At 71.2% G+C, this 20991-nt stretch carries 16 protein-coding genes; 11 read left to right on the forward strand and 5 right to left on the reverse strand.

From position 1 onward, the window contains the following. Positions 1 to 239 precede the first annotated feature (239 nt). Positions 240 to 3002, forward strand: coding sequence for a preprotein translocase subunit SecA (gene secA / locus IE332_RS39335; protein ID WP_189926431.1), 2763 nt, complete (start codon positions 240 to 242; stop codon positions 3000 to 3002). Positions 3003 to 3202: 200 nt separating this feature from the next. Here secA and IE332_RS39340 read toward each other — a convergent pair whose 3' ends face one another. Beyond that, entirely contained in the window at positions 3203 to 3670 is a 468-nt protein-coding gene (locus IE332_RS39340) for an Rv3235 family protein (RefSeq protein WP_189926433.1), read from the reverse strand. Between the two features lie 342 nt (positions 3671 to 4012). Here IE332_RS39340 and IE332_RS39345 point away from each other — a divergent pair, with 342 nt between their 5' ends. The 6 genes from IE332_RS39345 to IE332_RS39370 all read left to right on the forward strand — a co-directional run bounded on the left by IE332_RS39345 (position 4013) and on the right by IE332_RS39370 (position 14702). Continuing rightward, positions 4013 to 5254, forward strand: coding sequence for a patatin-like phospholipase family protein (locus tag IE332_RS39345; RefSeq protein ID WP_189926435.1), 1242 nt, complete (start codon positions 4013 to 4015; stop codon positions 5252 to 5254). A 118-nt stretch (positions 5255 to 5372) separates the two neighbouring features. After that, complete coding sequence (locus tag IE332_RS39350; RefSeq protein ID WP_189926437.1) at positions 5373 to 5882, forward strand: DUF6912 family protein; 510 nt, start codon at positions 5373 to 5375, stop codon at positions 5880 to 5882. A 115-nt stretch (positions 5883 to 5997) separates the two neighbouring features. After that, on the forward strand, positions 5998 to 6654 hold the full coding sequence (locus tag IE332_RS39355; protein ID WP_268256669.1) for an HAD family hydrolase: 657 nt from the start codon (positions 5998 to 6000) through the stop codon (positions 6652 to 6654). A 194-nt stretch (positions 6655 to 6848) separates the two neighbouring features. Continuing rightward, positions 6849 to 8474 carry an L-glutamate gamma-semialdehyde dehydrogenase gene (pruA, locus tag IE332_RS39360; protein WP_189926462.1) on the forward strand — a complete coding sequence of 542 codons (1626 nt, stop codon included), beginning with the start codon at positions 6849 to 6851 and terminating at the stop codon, positions 8472 to 8474. Positions 8475 to 8763: 289 nt separating this feature from the next. Next, positions 8764 to 13710 carry an NAD-glutamate dehydrogenase gene (locus tag IE332_RS39365; protein WP_189926439.1) on the forward strand — a complete coding sequence of 1649 codons (4947 nt, stop codon included), beginning with the start codon at positions 8764 to 8766 and terminating at the stop codon, positions 13708 to 13710. A gap of 146 nt (positions 13711 to 13856) precedes the next feature. After that, on the forward strand, positions 13857 to 14702 hold the full coding sequence (locus tag IE332_RS39370) for a hypothetical protein (protein ID WP_229929287.1): 846 nt from the start codon (positions 13857 to 13859) through the stop codon (positions 14700 to 14702). Between the two features lie 79 nt (positions 14703 to 14781). Here the strand turns inward: IE332_RS39370 and IE332_RS39375 are convergent, their stop codons facing one another. The 3 genes from IE332_RS39375 to IE332_RS39385 form a co-directional block, all read right to left on the reverse strand. Continuing rightward, a complete protein-coding gene (locus IE332_RS39375) occupies positions 14782 to 15495 on the reverse strand; it encodes a hypothetical protein (protein WP_229929288.1) in 714 nt (237 codons plus the stop codon). Between the two features lie 348 nt (positions 15496 to 15843). Continuing rightward, positions 15844 to 16311: an NUDIX hydrolase gene (locus IE332_RS39380; protein ID WP_189926443.1), complete on the reverse strand. Its 468-nt coding sequence runs from the start codon at positions 16309 to 16311 to the stop codon at positions 15844 to 15846. After that, a complete protein-coding gene (locus tag IE332_RS39385; RefSeq protein WP_189926445.1) occupies positions 16298 to 17065 on the reverse strand; it encodes a helix-turn-helix domain-containing protein in 768 nt (255 codons plus the stop codon). Before IE332_RS39385 ends, IE332_RS39380 begins: the two co-directional genes overlap by 14 nt. Positions 17066 to 17222: 157 nt before the next feature. Between IE332_RS39385 and IE332_RS39390 the strand changes: the two genes are divergently transcribed. The 3 genes from IE332_RS39390 (at position 17223) to IE332_RS39400 (ending at position 19269) form a co-directional block, all read left to right on the forward strand. After that, entirely contained in the window at positions 17223 to 17651 is a 429-nt protein-coding gene (locus IE332_RS39390; RefSeq protein ID WP_189926447.1) for an ATP-binding protein, read from the forward strand. 14 nt (positions 17652 to 17665) lie between these two features. After that, positions 17666 to 18223: a hypothetical protein gene (locus tag IE332_RS42140; protein ID WP_189926449.1), complete on the forward strand. Its 558-nt coding sequence runs from the start codon at positions 17666 to 17668 to the stop codon at positions 18221 to 18223. 77 nt (positions 18224 to 18300) lie between these two features. Next, on the forward strand, positions 18301 to 19269 hold the full coding sequence (locus IE332_RS39400; protein ID WP_189926451.1) for a porphobilinogen synthase: 969 nt from the start codon (positions 18301 to 18303) through the stop codon (positions 19267 to 19269). On the opposite strand, the gene hemC is transcribed toward IE332_RS39400, so the two are convergent. Then, on the reverse strand, positions 19266 to 20192 hold the full coding sequence (hemC, locus tag IE332_RS39405; protein ID WP_189926452.1) for a hydroxymethylbilane synthase: 927 nt from the start codon (positions 20190 to 20192) through the stop codon (positions 19266 to 19268). The genes IE332_RS39400 and hemC overlap by 4 nt on opposite strands. Before the next feature lie 286 nt (positions 20193 to 20478). On the opposite strand from hemC, the gene IE332_RS39410 reads away from it, so the two are divergent. Further along, positions 20479 to 20697 (forward strand): hypothetical protein, encoded by a 219-nt coding sequence (locus IE332_RS39410; protein WP_189926454.1) that lies wholly within the window; start codon positions 20479 to 20481, stop codon positions 20695 to 20697. Positions 20698 to 20991 lie beyond the last annotated feature (294 nt).

Here is a 20991-nt window from a genome sequence, read left to right on the forward strand (position 1 = left end):
CGGATTATTCCGCCCGATAAGGAGGGCGGGCATCCGATTATCCGCCCGATTACCTTGCCCGCCGACCGTTTTGTCCCGGTGGACGGTGCTATCGGGCCATGTGCTCGCGCGGGTGACACGGGAATACCGTGCTGACGCACCTCCCGGGGCATTGGACTCCTCGCATACGATGGCCCGTGCGGTGGGGTGGACCCCCCGTGCAGTCGTCCAGTGCCAATACAGGCAAGGAGCCCGCTCAAGTGTCCGTCTTCGACAAGATCCTGCGCGCCGGCGAGGGCAAGATCCTTCGCAAGCTGCAGCGGATTGCTGCCCAGGTCAACTCCATCGAAGAGGACTTCGTCAACCTCACCGACGCCGAGCTGCGCGCACTGACCGACGAGTACAAGCAGCGGCTCGCGGACGGCGAGAGCCTGGACGACATCCTCCCCGAGGCGTTCGCCACCGTCCGTGAGGCCGCCAAGCGGGTGCTCGGGCAGCGGCACTACGACGTGCAGCTCATGGGCGGTGCGGCGCTGCACTACGGGTACGTCGCCGAGATGCGCACCGGTGAGGGCAAGACCCTCGTCGGCACCCTGCCGACGTACCTGAACGCGCTGACCGGCAAGGGCGTCCACCTGATCACCGTCAACGACTACCTCGCCGAGCGCGACTCGGAGTGGATGGGCCGGGTGCACCGCTTCCTCGGCCTCGAGGTCGGCGTGATCCTGGGCAACATGACGCCCGCCGAGCGCAAGCAGCAGTACGCGATGGACATCACGTACGGCACCAACAACGAGTTCGGCTTCGACTACCTGCGCGACAACATGGCCTGGTCGAAGGACGAGCTCGTCCAGCGCGGCCACAACTACGCGGTCGTCGACGAGGTCGACTCGATCCTCATCGACGAGGCCCGTACCCCGCTGATCATCTCCGGCCCGGCCGACCAGGCGACCAAGTGGTACGCCGACTTCGCCAAGCTGGTGCAGCGCCTGAAGATCGACCGCGACTACGAGGTCGACGAGAAGAAGCGCACCGTCGGCATCCTGGAGGAGGGCGTCACCCGGGTCGAGGACTACCTGGGCATCGACAACCTCTACGAGTCGGTGAACACCCCGCTGGTCGGCTTCCTGAACAACGCCATCAAGGCCAAGGAGCTGTACAAGGCGGACAAGGACTACGTCGTCATGAACGGCGAAGTCATGATCGTCGACGAGCACACCGGCCGCATCCTGGCCGGCCGCCGCTACAACGAGGGCATGCACCAGGCGATCGAGGCCAAGGAGGGGGTGGAGGTCCAGAACGAGAACCAGACCCTGGCCACCATCACCCTGCAGAACTTCTTCCGCCTGTACGACAAGCTCGCGGGCATGACCGGTACCGGCACCACCGAGGCCGCCGAGTTCCACCAGATCTACAAGCTCGGCGTGGTGCCGATCCCGACCAACAAGTCGCCGCTGCGCATCGACCAGCCCGACCTGATCTACAAGTCGGAGCCGGCCAAGTTCGCCGCCGTGGTCGAGGACATCGCCGAGAAGCACGAGAAGGGCCAGCCGGTGCTGGTCGGCACCGTGTCGGTCGAGAAGTCCGAGTACCTGTCGCAGGAGCTGCGCAAGCGCGGCATCCCGCACGAGGTGCTGAACGCCAAGCACCACGAGCGCGAGGCGCAGATCGTCGCGCAGGCGGGCCGCAAGGGCGCCGTCACCGTCGCCACCAACATGGCCGGCCGCGGCACCGACATCATGCTGGGCGGCAACGCCGACCACCTGGCCGCCGCCGAGCTGGCGCAGCGCGGGATCACCCCGACCGACACCCCGGACGAGTACGAGGCCGCCTTCCCGGCCGCGCTGGAGAAGGCCAAGGCCTCGGTCAAGGCCGAGCAGGACGAGGTCAAGGAGGCCGGCGGCCTCTACGTCCTCGGCACCGAGCGGCACGAGTCCCGCCGGATCGACAACCAGCTGCGCGGCCGCTCCGGCCGTCAGGGCGACCCGGGCGAGTCCCGCTTCTACCTGTCGCTGGGCGACGACCTGATGCGCCTGTTCAAGGCCGGCATGGTCGAGCGCGTGCTCTCGATGGCCAACGTGCCCGAGGACGTGCCGATCGAGTCCAAGATGGTCACCCGGGCGATCGCCTCCGCGCAGACCCAGGTCGAGCAGCAGAACTTCGAGATCCGCAAGAACGTCCTCAAGTACGACGAGGTGCTCAACCGCCAGCGCGAGGTCATCTACGGTGAGCGCCGCCGCGTGCTGGAGGGCGAGGACCTGCAGGAGCAGGTCGGCCACTTCATGGACGACACCGTCGAGGCCTACGTCAAGGCGGCCACCGGCGAGGGCTTCGAGGACGACTGGGACCTGGACAAGCTCTGGACCGCGCTCAAGCAGCTCTACCCGGTCACCCTGGACCTGGAGGACCTGGAGGAGGAGGCCGGCGGTTCGGCCGGCCTGACCTCCGAGTTCCTGGTCAAGGTCGTCCAGGAGGACATCCAGGCGCAGTACGGCGCCCGCGAGGACCAGCTCGGTGCGGAGATCATGCGCGAGCTTGAGCGCCGGGTCGTGCTGTCGGTGCTGGACCGCCGCTGGCGCGAGCACCTCTACGAGATGGACTACCTCCAGGAGGGCATCGGCCTGCGGGCCATGGCGCAGCGCGACCCGCTGGTCGAGTACCAGCGCGAGGGCTTCGACATGTTCACCGCGATGATGGAGGGCATCAAGGAGGAGTCCGTCGGCTACCTGTTCAACCTGGAGGTCCAGGTCGAGCAGCAGGTCGAGGAGGTCCCGGTCGAGGACGCCCAGGTGGTGCTCGACAAGCTGGAGAAGGACGCCGCCCGCCCCGAGATCAAGGCCAAGGGCCTGGAGGCCCCGAAGCCGCAGCGGCTGCACTACACGGCCCCCTCGGAGGAGGTCGGCGGCGGTGTGGTCGAGGGCGACTTCGAGGACCTAGCGCCGGAGGACGAGGGCGACGGGATGACCCGCGCCGAGCGCCGCAAGGCCGCCAAGTCGGCCAAGGGCCGCCGCCGCAAGGGCTGAACCGGTCGCAGGGCCTGAACCGGCCGCAAGGGCTGGACTGGTCGCAAGGGCCGGACCGGCCGCCCGGCCGGTGGCCGTGGGACCGCAGGCAGGACGCCGAGCAGGGCGCCGCTCCCGTACGGGGGTGGCGCCCTGCGCCGTTCCCCGGGCCGCCGTTCCCCGGGCCGCCGTTCCCCGGGCCGCCGTGCGGCCGTGCGCCGTCATCGGGCCTCCACGGCGGTGCACTGCCACTGCCCGGCCGGGCCGCGCTGCTCCAGCCGGAAGGCGACCATGTGGTGCCGCCGGCCGAGGTCGACCCGGACGCAGGCCTCGACCGCGTCGGGCGAGGGCGAGCGGTCGTGGACCGGGCCGAGCCGGGGCCGGTCGGCGGCCCCGCCGCGGCGCAGCGCGCCGATCCGCACCAGCGAGGCGAGCTGCCCGTAGCCGTCCAGGCTGGTGTGCCGCATCAGCTGACCGGAGGGCCGGGCGCCGGTGAGCACCTCGACCAGCTGGTGGGCGAACCGGGAGGCCAGCGCGCGGGGGTCGTGCCCGGGGTCGCCGGCGCAAGCGGCGCGGGGGTGCCGGGGACGGCGTCCGGCCGGGTCGCAGCCGCCGTCGACGGTGCGCGGGCGGCGGTGCGGACGGGCGGGGAGGCGGGCGGGGAGGCGGGCGGGGAGGTGGGCGGTCACGACGGCTCCTCGACGGGGTGGTGCGGGTACGGACGGGTCCAGGCTGGTGGTGCCCCAGGTGCGGCGGCAACGGCTTTCCGGGGCGCCCCGAGCCGGGCTCCGGTGTCACCTATCCGGGTGAACGGGCCAGTGCGGCGAAGGGCCGGTGAGGCGGTCCCGAGGCGCTCGGTTGACGTGGCGGAGCGCCCCGTACGGCTCGAAAGGGGACGTTCCGGCCGGGCCGCACCGGGGGGCGGCGCGGCGCCGCCGCGTTGCGACGCCCCGGACCGGCGCGCACCATCGGAGCCTGACCGGGAACCGCGGGGAGCGGGACAGCCGCCCCCACGACGACGGGCGGCCGGTATGACGACACGGGTAGCAGCAACGGTGCCGGCCCCGGTGGCCGCGGGCACCGCCCCGCCCACCGGGGGCGCACCCCGGCGGGGCCTGGTGCTGGGCGGCGGCGGGATGCTCGGCGCGGCCTGGACGGTCGGTGCGCTGTGCGCCGTCGAGGAGGCCACCGGGCAGCCGCCGGGCGACGCCGACCTCCTGCTCGGAACCTCGGCCGGCGCCATCCTCGCCGCGCTGCTGTCCGGCGGCGTGCGCCCCGAGCAGCTGCGCGACCACCAGCGGGGCCTGCCGATCACCGAAGGCCCGCTGGCCGGGGTGGTCTTCGACTACGACACCGCCGTCGGCGGCGCGCTGCCGCCCCGTCCCCGGGCCGGCATCGGCTCGCCCGGCCTGCTGCGCGACGCCGTCCGGCACCCGCGCGAGTACCCGCTGCTGACCATGGTCTCGGCGATGGCGCCGCACGGCCGGGGCTCGCTGGCGCCGGTCGGCGAACTGGTGCGCGGCCTGCTCGGCCCGGGCGGCTGGCCGGCCCCGGACGCGGCCGCGGACGCGGTGGGCCCGGGCGCGGACTCGGAGGCGGGGGGCCCGGGCGCGGACTCGGAGGCGGTGGGCCCGGCGGCGAGTACGGTCCCGGGCGCGGCGCTGCGGGTGGCCGCCGTGGACTACCGCAGCGGCCACCGGGTGGTCTTCGGCGACCCGGACGCCCCGGCGGTCCCGGTCGCCGACGCGGTGATGGCCTCCTGCGCGATCCCCGGCTGGTTCGCGCCGGTGCGCCTGGACGGCTCGGCGTACGTGGACGGCGGCTGCTGGTCGGCCACCAACGCCGACCTGCTGCTCGGCCGCGGCCTGGACGAGGTGTACGTGCTGGCCCCGATGGCCCTGCGGCTGGACCCCAGGCCCGAGCGGCCCGGGCGCGCCGAGGGGGCCGGGCGTGCCGAGGGTTCCGGGCGCGAGGGTTCCGGGCCGCTCGACCGCGGGCGCGACACCCTGGCCGCGCTGCGCGAGTGGCGCGCCCGGGACCGCCCGCGCGGCGTGCTGGCCCAGCTGGTCAGCCGCTACCGCCGTGCCGTCACCCGGCAGCTGCTGCGCGAGGCCGCGCTGCTGCGGGCCGAGGGCGTCCGGGTGCGGCTGCTCGCGCCGACCCTGGCCGACCTCGCGGTGGCGGGCCCGAACATGATGGACCCGGCCCGCCGCGGCGCCGTCCTGGAGAGCGCCCTGCGCACCAGCCGGGAGGCGCTGCGGGCCGCCCGGTGATCGGTCGGGATCCCGGACCGGAGGTGATCACGGGAGCCCCGCGGCGCTTATTCTTGGGGCGCTGGGGAATCCGTTCCGCTGGACCGGGACCGCTGGACCGAACCGGAGAGTGCCACCGATGCGCGTGTACCTGCCCACCACCCTGTCCGGCCTGGCGGCGGCGCACGAGGGCGGTGCCCTGGACCAGTCCGCGGCGTACGCCGTGACGCCCGCGCTGCGCGAGTGGTACGTCAGCGACGACCTCGAGGAGCTGGAGTACGCGGCGCTGAACCGGGCCGCCCAGTCCTCCCTGCGGCTGCTGGCCGCCGACCCGGACGCCCCGCGCCGCCGGGTCGTGGTGGCGCTGGACGTGGCCGACGCGTCCGTACGGCCCTTCCCGGGCGACGAGTACCAGGACCAGGCCTCGCTCGGCCGGGTGGTGCTGGCCGGCCCGGTGCGGCTGGCCAAGGCGGCCGCGGTGCACGCCGACGTGGCCGACGACGAGGTGGTCACGGACGTCGCGGCAGCGGTGGCGGCGGTGGCCGCGGCCGACGCGGGCGACCAGGACGCCCAGTTCACCGTGGACGGCGCCGAGGACCACGACCTGCTCTGGTTCGCGACCCAGGAGATCCCCTCGCTGCTCGCCTGAGCGCGGCGCCCGAGCGCGGCGCCTGAGCGCGGCGCCCGAGCTCGGCCCCGGGCGGGGCCCCCGCGTGAGCTCCGCCCTACCGGTCCGCCGACGCCCGGCGTTACCGTTGTCCCCCGTGCGCACTCACATCGTTTGGGACTGGAACGGCACTCTCTTCCACGACATGGAAGCGGTGCTCGGGGCGAGCAACGCCGCTTTCGAGACCATCGGCGTCGGGCCGATGAGCCTGCGGGAGTACCGCGAGCAGTACGAGATCCCGATCCCGCGGTTCTACCAGCGGCTGCTGGGCCGCGCGCCCTCCCAGGAGGAGTGGCTGAAGCTGGACGAGGCCTTCCACGACCGCTACCGCGAGCTGAGCGAGGCCTGCGGGCTGACCGAGGGCGCGCGCGAGCTGATGGACGGCTGGCGGGCGGCCGGGCACAGCCAGTCGCTGCTGTCGCTGTACGTGCACGAGAAGCTGGTGCCGCTGGTCGACACCTTCGGTCTGACCGGCCACTTCCTGCGGGTGGACGGCCGTAGCGGCCCGGCCGGCGGGCAGAAGGCGGAGCACCTGGTCCGCCACCTGGCCGCGCTCGGCGAGCAGGTGGACCCGGCCCGTACGGTCCTGATCGGCGACGCCGCGGACGACGCCCTGGCGGCGCTCAGCGTGGGCGCGCACGCGGTGCTGTACACCGGCGGCTCGCACACCCGGGAGAAGCTGGAGCCGGTCGGCGTCCCGGTGGTGGACAGCCTGGCCGAGGCGGTCGAGCTGGCGGGCCGGCTGGCCGGCTGACCGGCTGAGCGAGCTTCCGGAGCGGGCCGAACGGCGACCCGGACGACGGCCCGCAGTGGCGGGCGCCACGTCCGCCGTCCGCGTGTCTGAGCGGGCGGATCGGGCCGCCGCTGGTCAGGCTGGACCAGGGCCCGTCCCGTGGGTCGGGTAGGGCCCGTCACCCGATCAGCCAGCCGGACGGAGCCGCCATGCCCATCGACGCAGTCACCGAGGTGCCGACCCCGGTCAACGAGCCGGTGCGGGCGTACGCGCCGGGCAGCCCGGAGCGGGACCGGCTGGTCCGGCGGCTGGACGAGCTGGCGGCCGAGCAGGTCCCGCTGCCGATGACCATCGGCGGTGAGCAGCGCTTCGGCGGCGGGGAGCGGATCGAGGTCGTCCAGCCGCACCACCACGCGGCCAAGCTGGGCGTGCTCGGCAACGCCACCCGGGAGGACGCCCGCGCGGCGGTGGACGCGGCGCTGGCCGCCGGCCGGCAGTGGCGCTCGCTCTCCTTCGACGACCGCGCGGCGGTCTTCCTGCGCGCCGCCGACCTGCTGGCCGGGCCCTGGCGGGAGACGCTCAACGCGGCCACCATGCTCGGCCAGTCCAAGACCGCGCAGCAGGCCGAGATCGACTCGGCCTGCGAGCTGATCGACTTCTGGCGGTTCAACGTCGGGTTCGCCCGGCAGATCCTGGCGGATCAGCCGATCTCCTCGCCCGGCGTGTGGAACCGCACCGACCACCGTCCGCTGGAAGGTTTCGTCTACGCGATCACCCCGTTCAACTTCACCGCGATCGCGGGCAACCTGCCCACCGCCCCCGCGCTGATGGGCAACACCGTGGTCTGGAAGCCCGCGCCGACCCAGACCCTGGCCGCCCACCACCTGATGCGGCTGCTGGAGGCGGCCGGTCTGCCGCCCGGGGTGATCAACCTGGTGACCGGCGACGGCCTGCAGGTCTCCGCGGTCGCGCTGGCCGACCCGGCCCTCGCCGGGCTGCACTTCACCGGCTCCACCGCCACCTTCCAGTCGCTGTGGCAGAGCATCGGCGCCAACATCGGCGGCTACCGCACGTACCCGAGGATCGTCGGTGAGACCGGCGGCAAGGACTTCCTGCTGGCGCACCGCTCCGCCGATCCGGAGATCCTGCGGACCGCGCTGATCCGCGGCGCCTTCGAGTACCAGGGCCAGAAGTGCTCCGCGCTCTCCCGCGCCTACCTGCCGCGCAGCCTCTGGCAGCGGATCAAGGACGACTTCCTGGCCGAGGTGGACGCGCTCGCGGTGGGCGACGTGACCGACCTGTCCAACTTCATGGGCGCCCTGATCGACCGGCGCGCCTTCGAGAAGAACCGGGACGCCATCGAGCGGGCCAAGGCGGACCCGACGATCGAGCTGGCGGCCGGCGGCCAGTACGACGACGCGATCGGCTGGTTCGTCCGGCCCACCGTCCTGGTCTCCTCCGACCACCGGGGCGAGATCTTCCGGACCGAGTACTTCGGCCCGATCCTCGCCGTCCACGTCTACGAGGACTCCCGCTGGGACGACGTGCTGCGCCGGGTCGACGGCGGCGCCCCGTACGGGCTGACCGGCGCGGTGATCGCGCAGGATCGTTACGCCATCGCCCAGGCCGTGGAGGAGCTGCGCTTCACCGCCGGGAACTTCTACATCAACGACAAACCGACCGGTGCCGTGGTCGGCCAGCAGCCCTTCGGCGGGGGCCGGGCCTCGGGCACCAACGACAAGGCCGGCGCCGCCCAGAACCTCCTGCGCTGGACCTCGGCGCGCTCGATCAAGGAGACCTTCGTGCCGCCGATCCACCACCGATACCCGCACATGGGCTGAGAGTGAACATCAGCCTCCGGTTTGGACATGCTGTCCAGGACGGACCCGACATCCTGCAGCTTTGCGCCTCCCCGTCCCTGTGCACCTTCGATTGATCCGGTTAGGCTGGCTGGCGTCGTCGGGTGGCTTGCAGGACGAACGTGTCGTCCTACCCACTGGGAGGACGTTTCATGCGCGCCATGAGCCCCTTTCAGTCGGATAGTGCGGCAGGATTGCGGCTGACCCGGCGGTGTACATCCACACACCACCACCGAGTCACGCAACGGCGCGCGACAGGAGCCAAGAAGTCATGCAGACCAAGCTGGACGCAGCCAAGGCCGAACTGCTCAAGAAGGCAGCCGCAGCCGCTGAGAACAGCCAGGTGGGGGGAGCGGCGCCCGGGGAAGGTCTGAGCAACGGCGCTCTGACCGCGTACCTGCACCACTACTACCTCCACACCGCTCCCGAGGACCTGGTCGACCGCGACCCGGTCGACGTCTACGGGGCGGCGGCCTCCCACTACCGGCTGGGCCTCAAGCGCCCGCAGGGCACCGCCGAGGTGCGGGTCCACACCCCCTCGGTGGAGGAGAACGGCTGGTCCTGCGGCCACACGGTCGTCGAGGTCGTCACCGACGACATGTCCTTCCTGGTCGACTCCGTCACCAACGAGCTGTCCCGCCAGGACCGCGGCATCCACATCGTGATCCACCCCCAGCTGGTCGTCCGCCGTGACATCACCGGCAAGCTGCTGGAGATCCTGGACGTCGACGCCTGCTCCCGCAGCCAGGCCGCCGGCACCGAGTGGCCGGCCGACGCGACCGTCGAGTCGTGGATGCACATCGAGATCGACCGCGAGACCGACCGCGACGACCTGCGCGCCATCGAGTCCGACCTGCGCCGCGTGCTCGGCGACGTCCGCGAGGTCGTCGAGGACTGGGGCAAGATGCGCGAGAGCGCCCTGCGCCTGGCCGACGAGCTGGCCGAGCAGCCCCCGGCCGGCCTGCCCGAGCAGGAGGTCGGCGAGGCCTGGGAGCTGATGCGCTGGCTCGCCGACGACCACTTCACCTTCCTCGGCTACCGCGAGTACGACCTGGTCGAGCACGAGGGCGAAGAGGTCCTCAAGGCCGTCGCCGGGACGGGCCTGGGCATCCTGCGCTCCGACCCGCACAGCCACGACGACCGCCACCACGCCGTCAGCGAGGCCTTCGGCCGGCTCTCCGCCCCGGTGCGCGCCAAGGCCCACGAGAAGAAGCTGCTCGTCCTCACCAAGGCCAACAGCCGTGCCACCGTGCACCGCCCGGCCTACCTGGACTACGTCGGCGTGAAGAAGTTCAACGCCGCCGGCGAGCCGATCGGCGAGCGCCGCTTCCTCGGCCTGTTCTCCTCCGCCGCCTACACCGAGTCGGTCACCCGCATCCCGGTCGTGCGCCGCAAGGTCCAGGCGGTGCTGGACGAGTCCGGCTTCTCCGGCGAGAGCCACGACGGCCGCGACCTGCTGCAGATCATGGAGACCTTCCCGCGGGACGAGATCTTCCAGACCCCGGCCTCCGAGCTGCTCTCCATCGCCACCAGCGTGCTCTACCTGCAGGAGCGCCGTAAGCTGCGCCTCTTCCTGCGCCAGGACGAGTACGGGCGCTACTTCTCCGCGTTCATCTACCTGCCGCGCGACCGCTACACCACGCGGATCCGGCTGCTGCTCACCGACATCCTCAAGGAAGAGCTGAACGGCGCCACCATCGACTACACGGTGTACGCCACCGAGTCGGTGCTGACCCGTCTGCACTTCGTGGTCCGGGTCGCCCCGGGCACCGAGCTGCCGCGGCTCAGCGACTCCGACATCGAGCGGATCGAGAACCGGCTGGCCGAGGCCGCCCGGTTCTGGATGGACGGCTTCCACGACCAGCTGCACGTCGAACTGGGCGAGGAGCGGGCCGCCGAACTCGGCCACAAGTACGCCAACGCCTTCCCCGACGGCTACCGCGCCGACTTCCCGCCGCGCACCGCCGTCGCCGACATCAAGCAGATCGAGTCGCTGCACGGCGAGGGCGACTTCCGCCTGAACCTGTACCAGCCGGTCGGCGCCGGCGACGACGAGCGCCGCTTCAAGATCTACCGGGTCGGCGGCCCGATCTCGCTCACCGAGGTCCTGCCGGTGCTCCAGCGCCTGGGCGTCGAGGTGCTCGACGAGCACCCGTACGCGCTGCGCCGCTCCGACGCCACCACCGCGTGGGTCTACGACTTCGGCCTGAAGCTGCGCGAGGCCACCGAGCTCAACGACGAGGCCCGCGAGCGCTTCCAGGAGACCTTCGCCGCCACCTGGACCGGCAAGGCCGAGAACGACGGCTTCAACGAGCTGGTGCTGACCGCCGGGCTGACCTGGCGCCAGGCGATGATGCTCCGCGCGTACGCCAAGTACCTGCGCCAGGCGGGCTCCACGTTCTCCCAGGACTACATGGAGGACGCGCTCCGCAACAACACCCACACCACCCGGCTGCTGGTCAACCTGTTCGAGGCCCGGCTGAGCCCCAGCCACCGCTCGGGCGCCCTGGAGCTGACCGAGGGCATCCTGGAGGAGCTGTCCGGCGCGCTCGACGAGGTCGTCTCGCTGGACGAGGACCGCATCCTGCGCTCCTTCCTGAACCTCATCAAGGCCACCCTGCGGACCAACTTCTTCCAGCACGCCGGTGACGGCGAGTGGCACTCCTACGTGTCGATGAAGTTCGACCCGAAGGCCGTCCCGGACCTGCCGGCCCCGCGCCCGGCGTTCGAGATCTGGGTCTACTCGCCGCAGGTCGAGGGCGTGCACCTGCGCTTCGGCAAGGTCGCCCGCGGCGGTCTGCGCTGGTCCGACCGGCGCGAGGACTTCCGCACCGAGATCCTCGGCCTGGTCAAGGCCCAGATGGTCAAGAACACCGTGATCGTGCCGGTCGGCGCCAAGGGCGGCTTCGTCGCCAAGCAGCTGCCGGACCCGTCGGTGGACCGCGACGCCTGGCTGGCCGAGGGCGTCTCCTCGTACAAGACCTTCATCTCGGCGCTGCTGGACATCACCGACAACCTGGTCGGCGGCGAGGTCGTGCACCCCGCCGACGTGGTCCGCCACGACGAGGACGACACCTACCTCGTCGTCGCCGCCGACAAGGGCACCGCGACCTTCTCCGACATCGCCAACGGCGTCGCGGAGTCGTACGGCTTCTGGCTGGGCGACGCGTTCGCCTCCGGCGGCTCGGCCGGCTACGACCACAAGGGCATGGGCATCACCGCCCGCGGCGCCTGGGAGTCGGTCAAGCGCAACTTCCGCGAGCTCGGCGTCGACACCCAGTCCGAGGACTTCACCGTCGTCGGCATCGGCGACATGTCCGGCGACGTCTTCGGCAACGGCATGCTGCTCAGCGAGCACATCCGCCTGGTCGCCGCCTTCGACCACCGCCACATCTTCCTCGACCCGAACCCGGAGGCGGCCGCCTCGTACGCCGAGCGCCGCCGCCTGTTCGACCTGCCGCGCAGCTCCTGGGACGACTACGACAAGTCGCTGATCTCCGCCGGCGGCGGGGTCTTCCCGCGCAGCGCCAAGTCGATCCAGCTGACCTCGCAGGTCCGGACCGCCCTCGGCATCACGGAGAGCCGGCTCACCCCGGCCGAGCTGATGAAGGCGATCCTGCAGGCGCCCGTCGACCTGTTCTGGAACGGCGGCATCGGCACCTACGTCAAGGCCTCCGCCGAGACCAACGCCGAGGTCGGCGACAAGTCCAACGACGCGATCCGCGTCAACGGCGAGCAGGTCCGGGCCCGGGTCATCGGCGAGGGCGGCAACCTCGGCTGCACCCAGCTCGGCCGCATCGAGTACGCGGCCACCGGCGGCCCGGAGGGCACCGGCGGCTGGATCAACACCGACGCGATCGACAACTCGGCCGGTGTGGACACCTCGGACCACGAGGTCAACATCAAGATCCTGCTCAACCAGGTCGTCGCCGAGGGCGACATGACGGTCAAGCAGCGCAACGTCCTGCTGGCCGAGATGACCGACGAGGTCGGCCACCTGGTGCTGCGCAACAACTACGCGCAGAACGTGGTGCTGGCCAACGCCGTCGCCCAGGCGCACAGCATGGTCAACGTCCACGCCCGGATGATCAACCGCTTCGAGGCGGCCGGCCGCCTCGACCGGGCGCTGGAGTTCCTGCCCACCGACCGCCAGATCCGCGAGCGCCAGCAGAACGGCCGCGGGCTCTCCCAGCCCGAGATGTCCGTGCTGCTCGCCTACACCAAGATCATCCTGGCCGACGAGCTGCTCGCCACCGACCTCCCCGACGACCCGTACTTCCGCGCCGCGCTGCACGACTACTTCCCCAGCGCGCTGCGGGCCCGGTTCGCCGACGCGATCGACGGCCACGCGCTGCGCCGCGAGATCATCACCACGCTGATCGTCAACGACACGATCAACCGCGGTGGCTGCACCTTCGCCTTCCGCCTGAAGGAGGAGACCGGCGCGACCTACGAGGAGATCGCCCGGACGCACACCGCCGCGCGGGCCGTCTTCGGCCTGGAGACGATCTGGGGCGAGATCGAGGGCCTGGACAACCAGGTCCCGGCCCGGGTGCAGACCAAGATGCGCCTGCACTCGCGCCGCCTGGTCGAGCGCGCCACCCGGTGGATGCTCAACAACCGCCGCCAGCCGCTCGACATCGCCGGCACCATCGAGTTCTTCCACGACCGGGTCAACCAGGTCTGGGGCTCGCTGCCCAAGCCGCTCCGCGGCGAGGACCTGACCTGGTACGAGTCGGTGTACAACGAGCTCGCCTCGGCCGGTGTGCCGGAAGAGCTGGCCACCCGGATCGCCGGCCTCTCCTCGGTCTTCCCGACCCTGGACATCACCGAGGTCGCGGACCGCTCCGGCAAGGACGTCGCCGAGGTCGCCGAGCTCTACTACGACCTGGGCGACCGGCTCCAGATCTCGCACCTGCTCGACCGCATCATCGAACTGCCCCGCACCGACCGCTGGTCGTCGATGGCCCGGGCCTCGATCCGCGAGGACCTCTTCGCGGCGCACGCGGCGCTGACCAACGACATCCTGGCCTGCGGCCCCGAGGGCGCCACCCCGGAGGAGCGCTACACCGCCTGGGCGGAGCTCAACGGCACCCTGCTGAACCGCGCCAAGAGCACCCTCGACGACATAAGGGGTTCGGACAACTACGAGCTGTCCAGCCTCTCGGTCGCGATGCGCGTCATCCGCACGCTGCTGCGCACCGGCTCGATGCGCTGACGGACAGCCGCACGGAAGGGCCCGCGTCCCCGCCGGACGCGGGCCCTTCCGCGTGCCCGGCTGTTCCCGGCTCCGGAAATGGATTGTGGGTCGTGAGCGGGCGTTCGCTACGGTGACCCTCGAACGATCAAGTGGGGGTTTAGGACATGGGGAAGAACCGAGCCTCGGTCCGCGCGGTGGGCGTGGGCATCTCGGTGGCACTGCTGGTCGCCGGGGCGGCGGCCTGCACGTCGGACGACAAGAAGGACACGGCGAAGGGCGACACCGCGGCGGCGGCCCAGACGGGCGCGCCCTCCGCGGCGCCCACGACGAAGGGGCCGGAGGCCTTCGCGGCGGCCGGCTACCGCGGCCTCAAGCCGGGCATGGCGAAGGACGCGGGCCTGGCCACCGGCGCGCTGGAGACCGCGCCGGTCTCGCTGCTCGACGGCTGCACCGACTTCGTCTACAAGGGCGGCCCGGCACCCGACCAGGCCCGGATGACGGCCGAGGCGGCCACCGAGGCCCGCTACAAGGACCTCAACGCCAAGGCGGACGCGGCCACCGGCAAGGCGCCCGCCCCGGCGGGCTCGGTGGGGCCGAACACCTCCGCGAAGGGCGCTGCGGACGCCGCCGCCGGCTCGGCCGCCGCGGCGGCGAACTCGGCCGCCAACGCCAAGCTGATCGCGGACGCCACACAGTCGCTGGTCGACCAGATGGTGGCCCGGGAGACCAAGGAGAAGGCGTACCTCGCCACCGGCCGGGTCTCCTTCGCCGCGGCCGGCCTGCGCGAGCTGGTCGCCCCGGCCGAGGCGCGGACGGCCGAGGGCATCGGCGCCGGCACCACCCTGGAGGCCCTGCAGCAGGCCTACGGCGCCAAGGGCCTGCAGCTCGCCAAGAGCGGCAAGTACGTGTTCCCGGTGGACGGTCAGCAGGGCTGGCAGTACGAGTTCACCATGGACGGCGGCAAGGTCGCCGGGATGGCCGTGGTCAACCGCGACCTCAAGTGCGTCTGACCGGCTGACCGACGGACCGGCCGGTGGAGGGCCCCGACGAACCACCGTTCGTCGGGGCCCTCCGACGTGATCCGCCGCCTCAGAAGCCGGGCGCCACGGTGAGGGGACCGCGCCCGCGCAGCCCCGCGCGGGCGCGGGCGACACCGCCGGGGGTGGCGGCCGCACCGGTGCCGACCGCGACGGTTCTGGCGCCGAGGCCCGCACAGGGGCGGCAGATGCCGGGGCGAGGCACCGGGTCGTGGCACCTGGCGCACTCGGGGGAGGAGGCTGGCCGGGGTGGCGGGGCCGACGGCACGGGCGGCATCTTGCGTTGGAGGCGGTCGCGGAGGATCCCGGCCGGCGAGTGCAGGGGCGAAGGCAGACCGGGGATCAGCGCCTCGGTCAACTCGGCCGTGGTACTGCCGCGTTCCAGCCACTGGGCGACGAGCGGCGCCAGTTGCAGGGCCTCGGCCTCGCCGAGGCGCAGACGGGGTTCGGGCCGGACCGCGCGGAAGAGCACGGCCACCGCCCTGCGGGTCTGCTCGTCCGCTCGCGTCAACTGGGCGGGGAGGTTGGGTACTTCTCCCGGGTTCTTTACTACTTGGCTGTCAGGAGGACCGGTCTCGGGCTCACCGGGGTCCGAGGGCCGGTCACTCGGTGACTCCGGCCGCTGCGGAGTGTCGTACACGTGCACATCGGTACGGAGCGTGCCGTCGGGCAGCCGGACCGTCTCGACCCGGTAGTACCCGGCTTCCTTGAGCTCGTTGAGCGCCCGGCGAACGGCGCCCCGCCCCTGCGGGCTGCTGTCGGCCATGTGCCGCCCGTCCTCGCGCCAGCCGTCGGGGCGGGAGAGGAGATCGGCCAGGAGGCCTCGGGCGGTGTAGCTGAGGCGACGGTCCTGGAGAAGGCCGTTCGGAAGTACGGTGAAACAGCGCGCGTGAGCGCTACGATGAATCTGCATTGGGAGTTGCTGCTCCTGGTGCCAGACCCCGGGGTGCTCTAACACCGCCGGGGTCTTCTATGTTCTGTTGATGATGCGGAAAGTAGCACATCAACTACGCGGAGTGCCAAGCGTTCGGGGAATCCGCAGCTGGGAGGGATAGACGACGGTGAGGTCTGCCTGACGGCACCCGAAGCGATCCAGCGGTATGGCCGAAGATGGCTAGCGCACCACGGGGATTTCCCCGGAGCGCCAGTCGGCCAGCCGCTTGCGGATGTTCGACACCATCGGCAGCCCGTCCGTCTCGGCCGGGGTGAACCACGCCACCTCGTGGGACTCGTCGGACACCCGCAACTTCCCACCAAGCGGGCGTCCGAGGAGGCAGATCGAGAACTCCTGGCGGACCTCGCCATCGTCGTAGGCGAAGACGTGGCCGGGGTCGGTGTAGGTGCCGACGATCCCGGTGATCTCGATATCGATGCCGGTCTCCTCGCGCGTCTCGCGGACACCGCAGCCGGCGAGCGACTCACCGATGTCCATCTTGCCGCCGGGCAGGGCCCACATCCCGTTGTCGGTCCGGCGCTGGAGCAGAACGCGGCCCGCGCCGTCGACCACGACGACGGAAGCGGCCGGGACCAACGAGTTCGCCTTGGGGGCGTTCGGGTCGTCCTCGTAATCACGCCTGGGCACGATCCGCCACCTCCGCTGCCGGGACCGATACATCCCGCCCCTTCGCCCACAAGTCCTCGATGTGGCCCGCGAAGCGATCGAACACGCCGTCGTCCTGGGCCCGCCTGAGGTGCATCATCGGAGCGTCATGGCCGATCCTACCCGGCAGCAGCGGTGTGACGATCATGTCGTCATCGAAGCGGAAGACGCTGAGTGAGACGTGTGCAGTCTCGTATCGCGCCTCGATCGGCGTGTCCCGCAGCTTGGCCAGCTCGGACAGGGTGACCTCGATCCGGGTCGAAAGGCTCAGCGGCACGCCCTCCTCCAGCTCCCGCTGGAGGGTGACCGGATGTCCGGGCTCACCAAGAATGAAGCGAACCTGGACGCCAGCCTCCGCTTTCTGCCGTAGCAGGCCGCCGAAGTTCGCGTGCTCCAGCCACAGGAAGTAGTTGGTGTACCCAGCGAACGTCATCTCCCGAGTCGCCCCCCTTATCAACTGACGCCACAGCGAAGCCGGCGCCGCCGACCGGTACGGGTACATCTGCACCAGCTCCCGATCTGGCCCTGACTTCACCAGTTGCCGTACGGATGGCCAGAGCACGGCTTCCTCCTCGCCAAGGGCCTGGCTGGCGGCTGAGCGATGTCGAGCATGGGGCTCGCGCGAGGGGTTCGCGAGCCACCGGTCGACGGTCTTGGGATCGACCCCGCACGCACGCGCGAGCCTGGACGAGGTCATGTTGGCACGGGCCATTGCGTCACGGAGCGGGCTGTTCACCGACCGACCTTCCACGTTAGGGACGTTTCAAGGTCTAGCAGCCAGACGTCCTGAACGTCCCGAAAACACGGTATGACGTCCCGTCAGAGTGCCCGACGATTCGAGCGTGACAGATGCGGCAGCCCTTCAGCTGCCTCCTCTCCCTTTCGAGGACCCCATGCTCTCTGCCCACCGCCCCCGCACGTTCGCCGCTCGCCTGGACTCCTGCGTCGAATCCACGCCCCTGGCCCGGTACTTGATTCGCGCATACCTCTGTGCCCTGCCCACCGGCGACCGCTACCGAGACGTCGCCGAACTCCTCCTCGGCGAACTCTTCGCCAACGCCGTCCAGCACGCCGACGCCCCCGACGACCGTCTCATCGAGATCCGGTTCGCCGTCAGCGGCGACCTTCTCCGCCTCGAAGTCCACGACGCCGGGGTCGGGCGGCCCACCGTTCGCTCCACCTCCCTGGACGAGGAGTGCGGGCGCGGGCTGTTCCTCGTCAACGAGCTGGCCGAACGTTGGGGTTGCTGCCCCCGGGCCGGTGGCATCGGCAAGTTCGTCTGGGCGCTGGTCGCCCCCGCCCCCGCCCTCCTCGCCGCCTGAAAGCGCCCCCGCCGATGCTGCCTTCCCTCCCCACCCTCGCCCGGCACGCCCTCGACCGTGGCCACACCCCCGCCGAGACCTACGCGATCCTGGCCCGCCGCTCCGGTGAACCGCTCCCCGCCGCCCGCGCCGTCTGCCTCGCCCTCGACATCCCCCTTGCCGAGGCCACCATCCGCCTCAACGACTGCTACGACGCCCTCCTCGCCGATCCCCGCCCCGGTACCGAGAACGACACCGGCGAACTCCTCGAAGCCCTCGGCGTCTTCGACGTCCCCAAGGCCCTCACCGCCACCGACCTCGCCGTCATCGACCTCTTCCTCGCCGCGATCGACGCCATGGGCGGCATCCGCGCCGGCCATCAGCACGGCCTCACCCGCTGGTTCACCACCGGCAACCTCACCACCGCCTACCTTTCCCTCACCGCCGCCGACCCCCGACCCACCACCGGCGACCCGGCCACCTACTGGGCCACCCTCGTCACCGCTGGCGAACTCCTCGCCGCCGAACCCACCCCCGATCCCCGCATCAAACCCGCCCTCATCCACTGCCGCAGCCGCGCTGCCCGCCCGTAAGTACCAGAAGCCGACCCCGCCGACTTCCTGTGCAGCACACCCGCCCGGCACCACGCGCCATGGACCGAGAGGACGAGATGACCACCACCCAGTACGCCGCCGCCCACTCCACCACCGCCCGGCTCCACGGCCGCCCGGCCGTCCGCAGCTTCCTGGAGGGCCCCGAGCTGACGGCGGCCGACTTGAGCATGGTCCTGCTGGTCCGCGAGGACAGGGAGGACGCCGACCGGCCGATGCCGACCGTCACCGTCACCGAGATCCCGCAGACCGTGCGGGACCTGACTGCTGTCGGCATCCGCTCGGTGAAGGTGTTCGCCAACAGCCTGCACCGCGATCAGCAGGCCGGGGGCGCCATCGCGCCGGACAGCCTTATGGTGCGGGCCATCCACGCTGCCAAGGACACCGAGCCTGGCATGGCGGTGATGACCGAGAACTGCCTGTGCGGCCACACCGACACCGGCGAATGCCACCTGCCCGTGAACGGTCGGATCGACCTCGGCGCGACAGCCGCGCTGACCGCCGCCCAGGCCGTCATCCAGGCCAGGGCCGGCGCCGACATCGTCGGCCCTGCGGCGATGACCCGGGGCACGACCTGGACCGTTCGCCAAGCTCTGGACGAGGCCGGTCACCGCGACGTGGCGACCATGCCGCACCTGATCTTCGACTCCGCCCTCTACGAGGGCTACCGCACCACCATGCGGGCCGCCCCCGCCTCCGGCGCCCGCCGCCCGTTCCAGATCAGCCCCCGCAGCCCGGAGAGCGCCGTGGACACCGGCCTCGCGTTTCTCGGCGAAGGGGCGGACATGCTGCTGCTGGAGCCCGGGATGCTGTCGGTGGACATCCTCACGGCGCTCAAGCGCCGCACCTCGGCGCCGCTGATGCCGTTCTCCGTCTCCGGCGAGTACACGCGCCTCGCGCCGCTCGACCCGGCCACCGGGAAGCGGGATCTCCGCCCGCTGGCGGAGTTGTTCACCATGCTCAAGCGAGCCGGGGCCGAGCGGATCATCACCTACGCGGCCCTGGACCTGGCCCGCCTTTGCGCCTAAGCGGCGATCCGGGCCTCCGCCAGGATGCCCTCCGCGCCTTGGTCCAGCAGGAGGTCGGCCACCTGCACGCCCAGCTTCTCCGGCTCGCACAGCGGGCCGGAGAAGCTGGCCTCCACTTGCCGCCTGCCGTCCACGGAGGTGACCTGCCCGTGCAACGTCAGCATCTCGCCGTCGGCCCTGCCGAGCGCACCGACCGGCACCGAGCACCCGCCGTGGAGCTCGGCCAGCATCGCCCGCTCGGCCCGCACCTCGGCGTCCGTCACCGGGTCGCCGGTTCCGGCCAGGATCCGACGGGCCAGCTCGTTGTCCTCCCTGATCTGGATGCCCAGCGCGCCCTGGCCGGGCGATGGGGGGAACTGCTCGATCGGCAGGATCTCGCTGATCTCCTCGCCGCGGCCGAGCCGCTTGATCCCGGCAGCGGCCAGCACCACGGCGTCCAACTGCTGTGTCTTGAGCTTGCAGAGCCTGGTCGGCACGTTCCCCCGGATCTCCACCGGTACCAGGTCCGGGCGAACGTGCAACAGCTGGGCGATCCGGCGCGACGCCGACGTGCCGATCCTTCCGCCGAGCGGGAGGCCGGCCAGCGTCGAACCGCACAGCGCGTCGTGCACGTCCGCGCGAGTAGGCGGGGGCAACAGGATCAGGCCGGGCGGGTTCGCGGTCGGCAGGTCCTTGAGCGAATGCACGATCACGTCGACCTCGCCGGACACCAGCGCGTTCACCTGGTTCACGGAGAACGCTGAGCCGCCGCCGCGCTCCGACACATCCCTGAGAGCCGACCTCCGGTCCTGGTCACCGGCTTCCGTGATCACTCGCTGCCGGAAGGCCACGTCGGGGCAGCGCTCCCACAGCGGCGCCAGAAACTCCCTGACCTGGGCCCGCGCCAGGTGACTGGCCCGCGACCCCACTACCAGTGTTCTCATACGCCAACTCCCAGTATCTGGCGAGATGTTGACCAGATGCTACCCGTATCGAACACACCCGGATTCCGACGTTTTGTCGGAATCCTGAAAGGAGCTGGCCCGTGCCCTCCGGCCTGACGGTGTACTCATCGCCTCCACCAACAGCAACACCGACAAGCAGGAGCTGGACCAGCTCTGGGCCAGAGCTGCAGGAGACGTCCTCGGGATTCCCGAGGGACCGGCGCGGGTCTCACTCGGCTCGCGCTTCTCCCTGGAGAAAGCCCACGCCTACCTTGGGTCGGCGTTCATGGACATTCGGGTCCGGGAACTGCCCGGCACCATCGAGATCAACGACCCCGCGCCAATCGTCGCCTACCTTGCTTCCTACGCGGCGTGGGCTGACCAATGCGGCGTCCCCTTCCCCGAGACCGTCAGCCGGGCAGCCGAGATCGCTGCCGCCACGATCGAGGCCGAGGGATCATTCAAGATCACGTGCCTTGGCGGCATCCTGATCCGCCGTCTCTGACATCTAATTCGGCGGCTCTCGTCCTCGTTGGTCGAATCGTTCCGTATTGGGCTGGCCTTCGAGATCATCTCGAAGGCCAGCCCTACGTTTCCGCGCTGGCATTCCCCATGGCGGCCAGTTCTTTTCGTTGCCCCGTCGGACGCGTCCGACGGGGCAACGAAAAGAATATTGATCAATCCCAACAGTGCCCGTTCTTGCTAGCGTATCTTCTTGTTCTGCACAGGAAGTGTAGACAGCAAGAGGGTAGATCTCGCTTCTGGTTTCGGCGGCCCCGGCCAATTTTGGCCGGGGCCG

Source organism: Kitasatospora xanthocidica (assembly GCF_014656195.1).
Classification (GTDB): Bacteria; Actinomycetota; Actinomycetes; order Streptomycetales; family Streptomycetaceae; genus Kitasatospora; species Kitasatospora xanthocidica.

Excerpts from the sequence above, each read along its gene's own strand:
- IE332_RS39345 (WP_189926435.1), top strand. The coding sequence starts at position 4,013 with ATGACGACACGGGTAGCAGCAACGGTGCCGGCCCCGGTGGCCGCGGGC.
- IE332_RS39350 (WP_189926437.1), top strand. The coding sequence starts at position 5,373 with ATGCGCGTGTACCTGCCCACCACCCTGTCCGGCCTGGCGGCGGCGCAC.
- IE332_RS39365 (WP_189926439.1), top strand. The coding sequence starts at position 8,764 with ATGCAGACCAAGCTGGACGCAGCCAAGGCCGAACTGCTCAAGAAGGCA.
- IE332_RS39370 (WP_229929287.1), top strand. The coding sequence starts at position 13,857 with ATGGGGAAGAACCGAGCCTCGGTCCGCGCGGTGGGCGTGGGCATCTCG.
- IE332_RS39375 (WP_229929288.1), bottom strand. The coding sequence starts at position 15,495 with ATGGCCGACAGCAGCCCGCAGGGGCGGGGCGCCGTTCGCCGGGCGCTC.
- IE332_RS39390 (WP_189926447.1), top strand. The coding sequence starts at position 17,223 with ATGCTCTCTGCCCACCGCCCCCGCACGTTCGCCGCTCGCCTGGACTCC.
- IE332_RS42140 (WP_189926449.1), top strand. The coding sequence starts at position 17,666 with ATGCTGCCTTCCCTCCCCACCCTCGCCCGGCACGCCCTCGACCGTGGC.
- IE332_RS39400 (WP_189926451.1), top strand. The coding sequence starts at position 18,301 with ATGACCACCACCCAGTACGCCGCCGCCCACTCCACCACCGCCCGGCTC.
- hemC (WP_189926452.1), bottom strand. The coding sequence starts at position 20,192 with ATGAGAACACTGGTAGTGGGGTCGCGGGCCAGTCACCTGGCGCGGGCC.
- IE332_RS39410 (WP_189926454.1), top strand. The coding sequence starts at position 20,479 with ATGGACATTCGGGTCCGGGAACTGCCCGGCACCATCGAGATCAACGAC.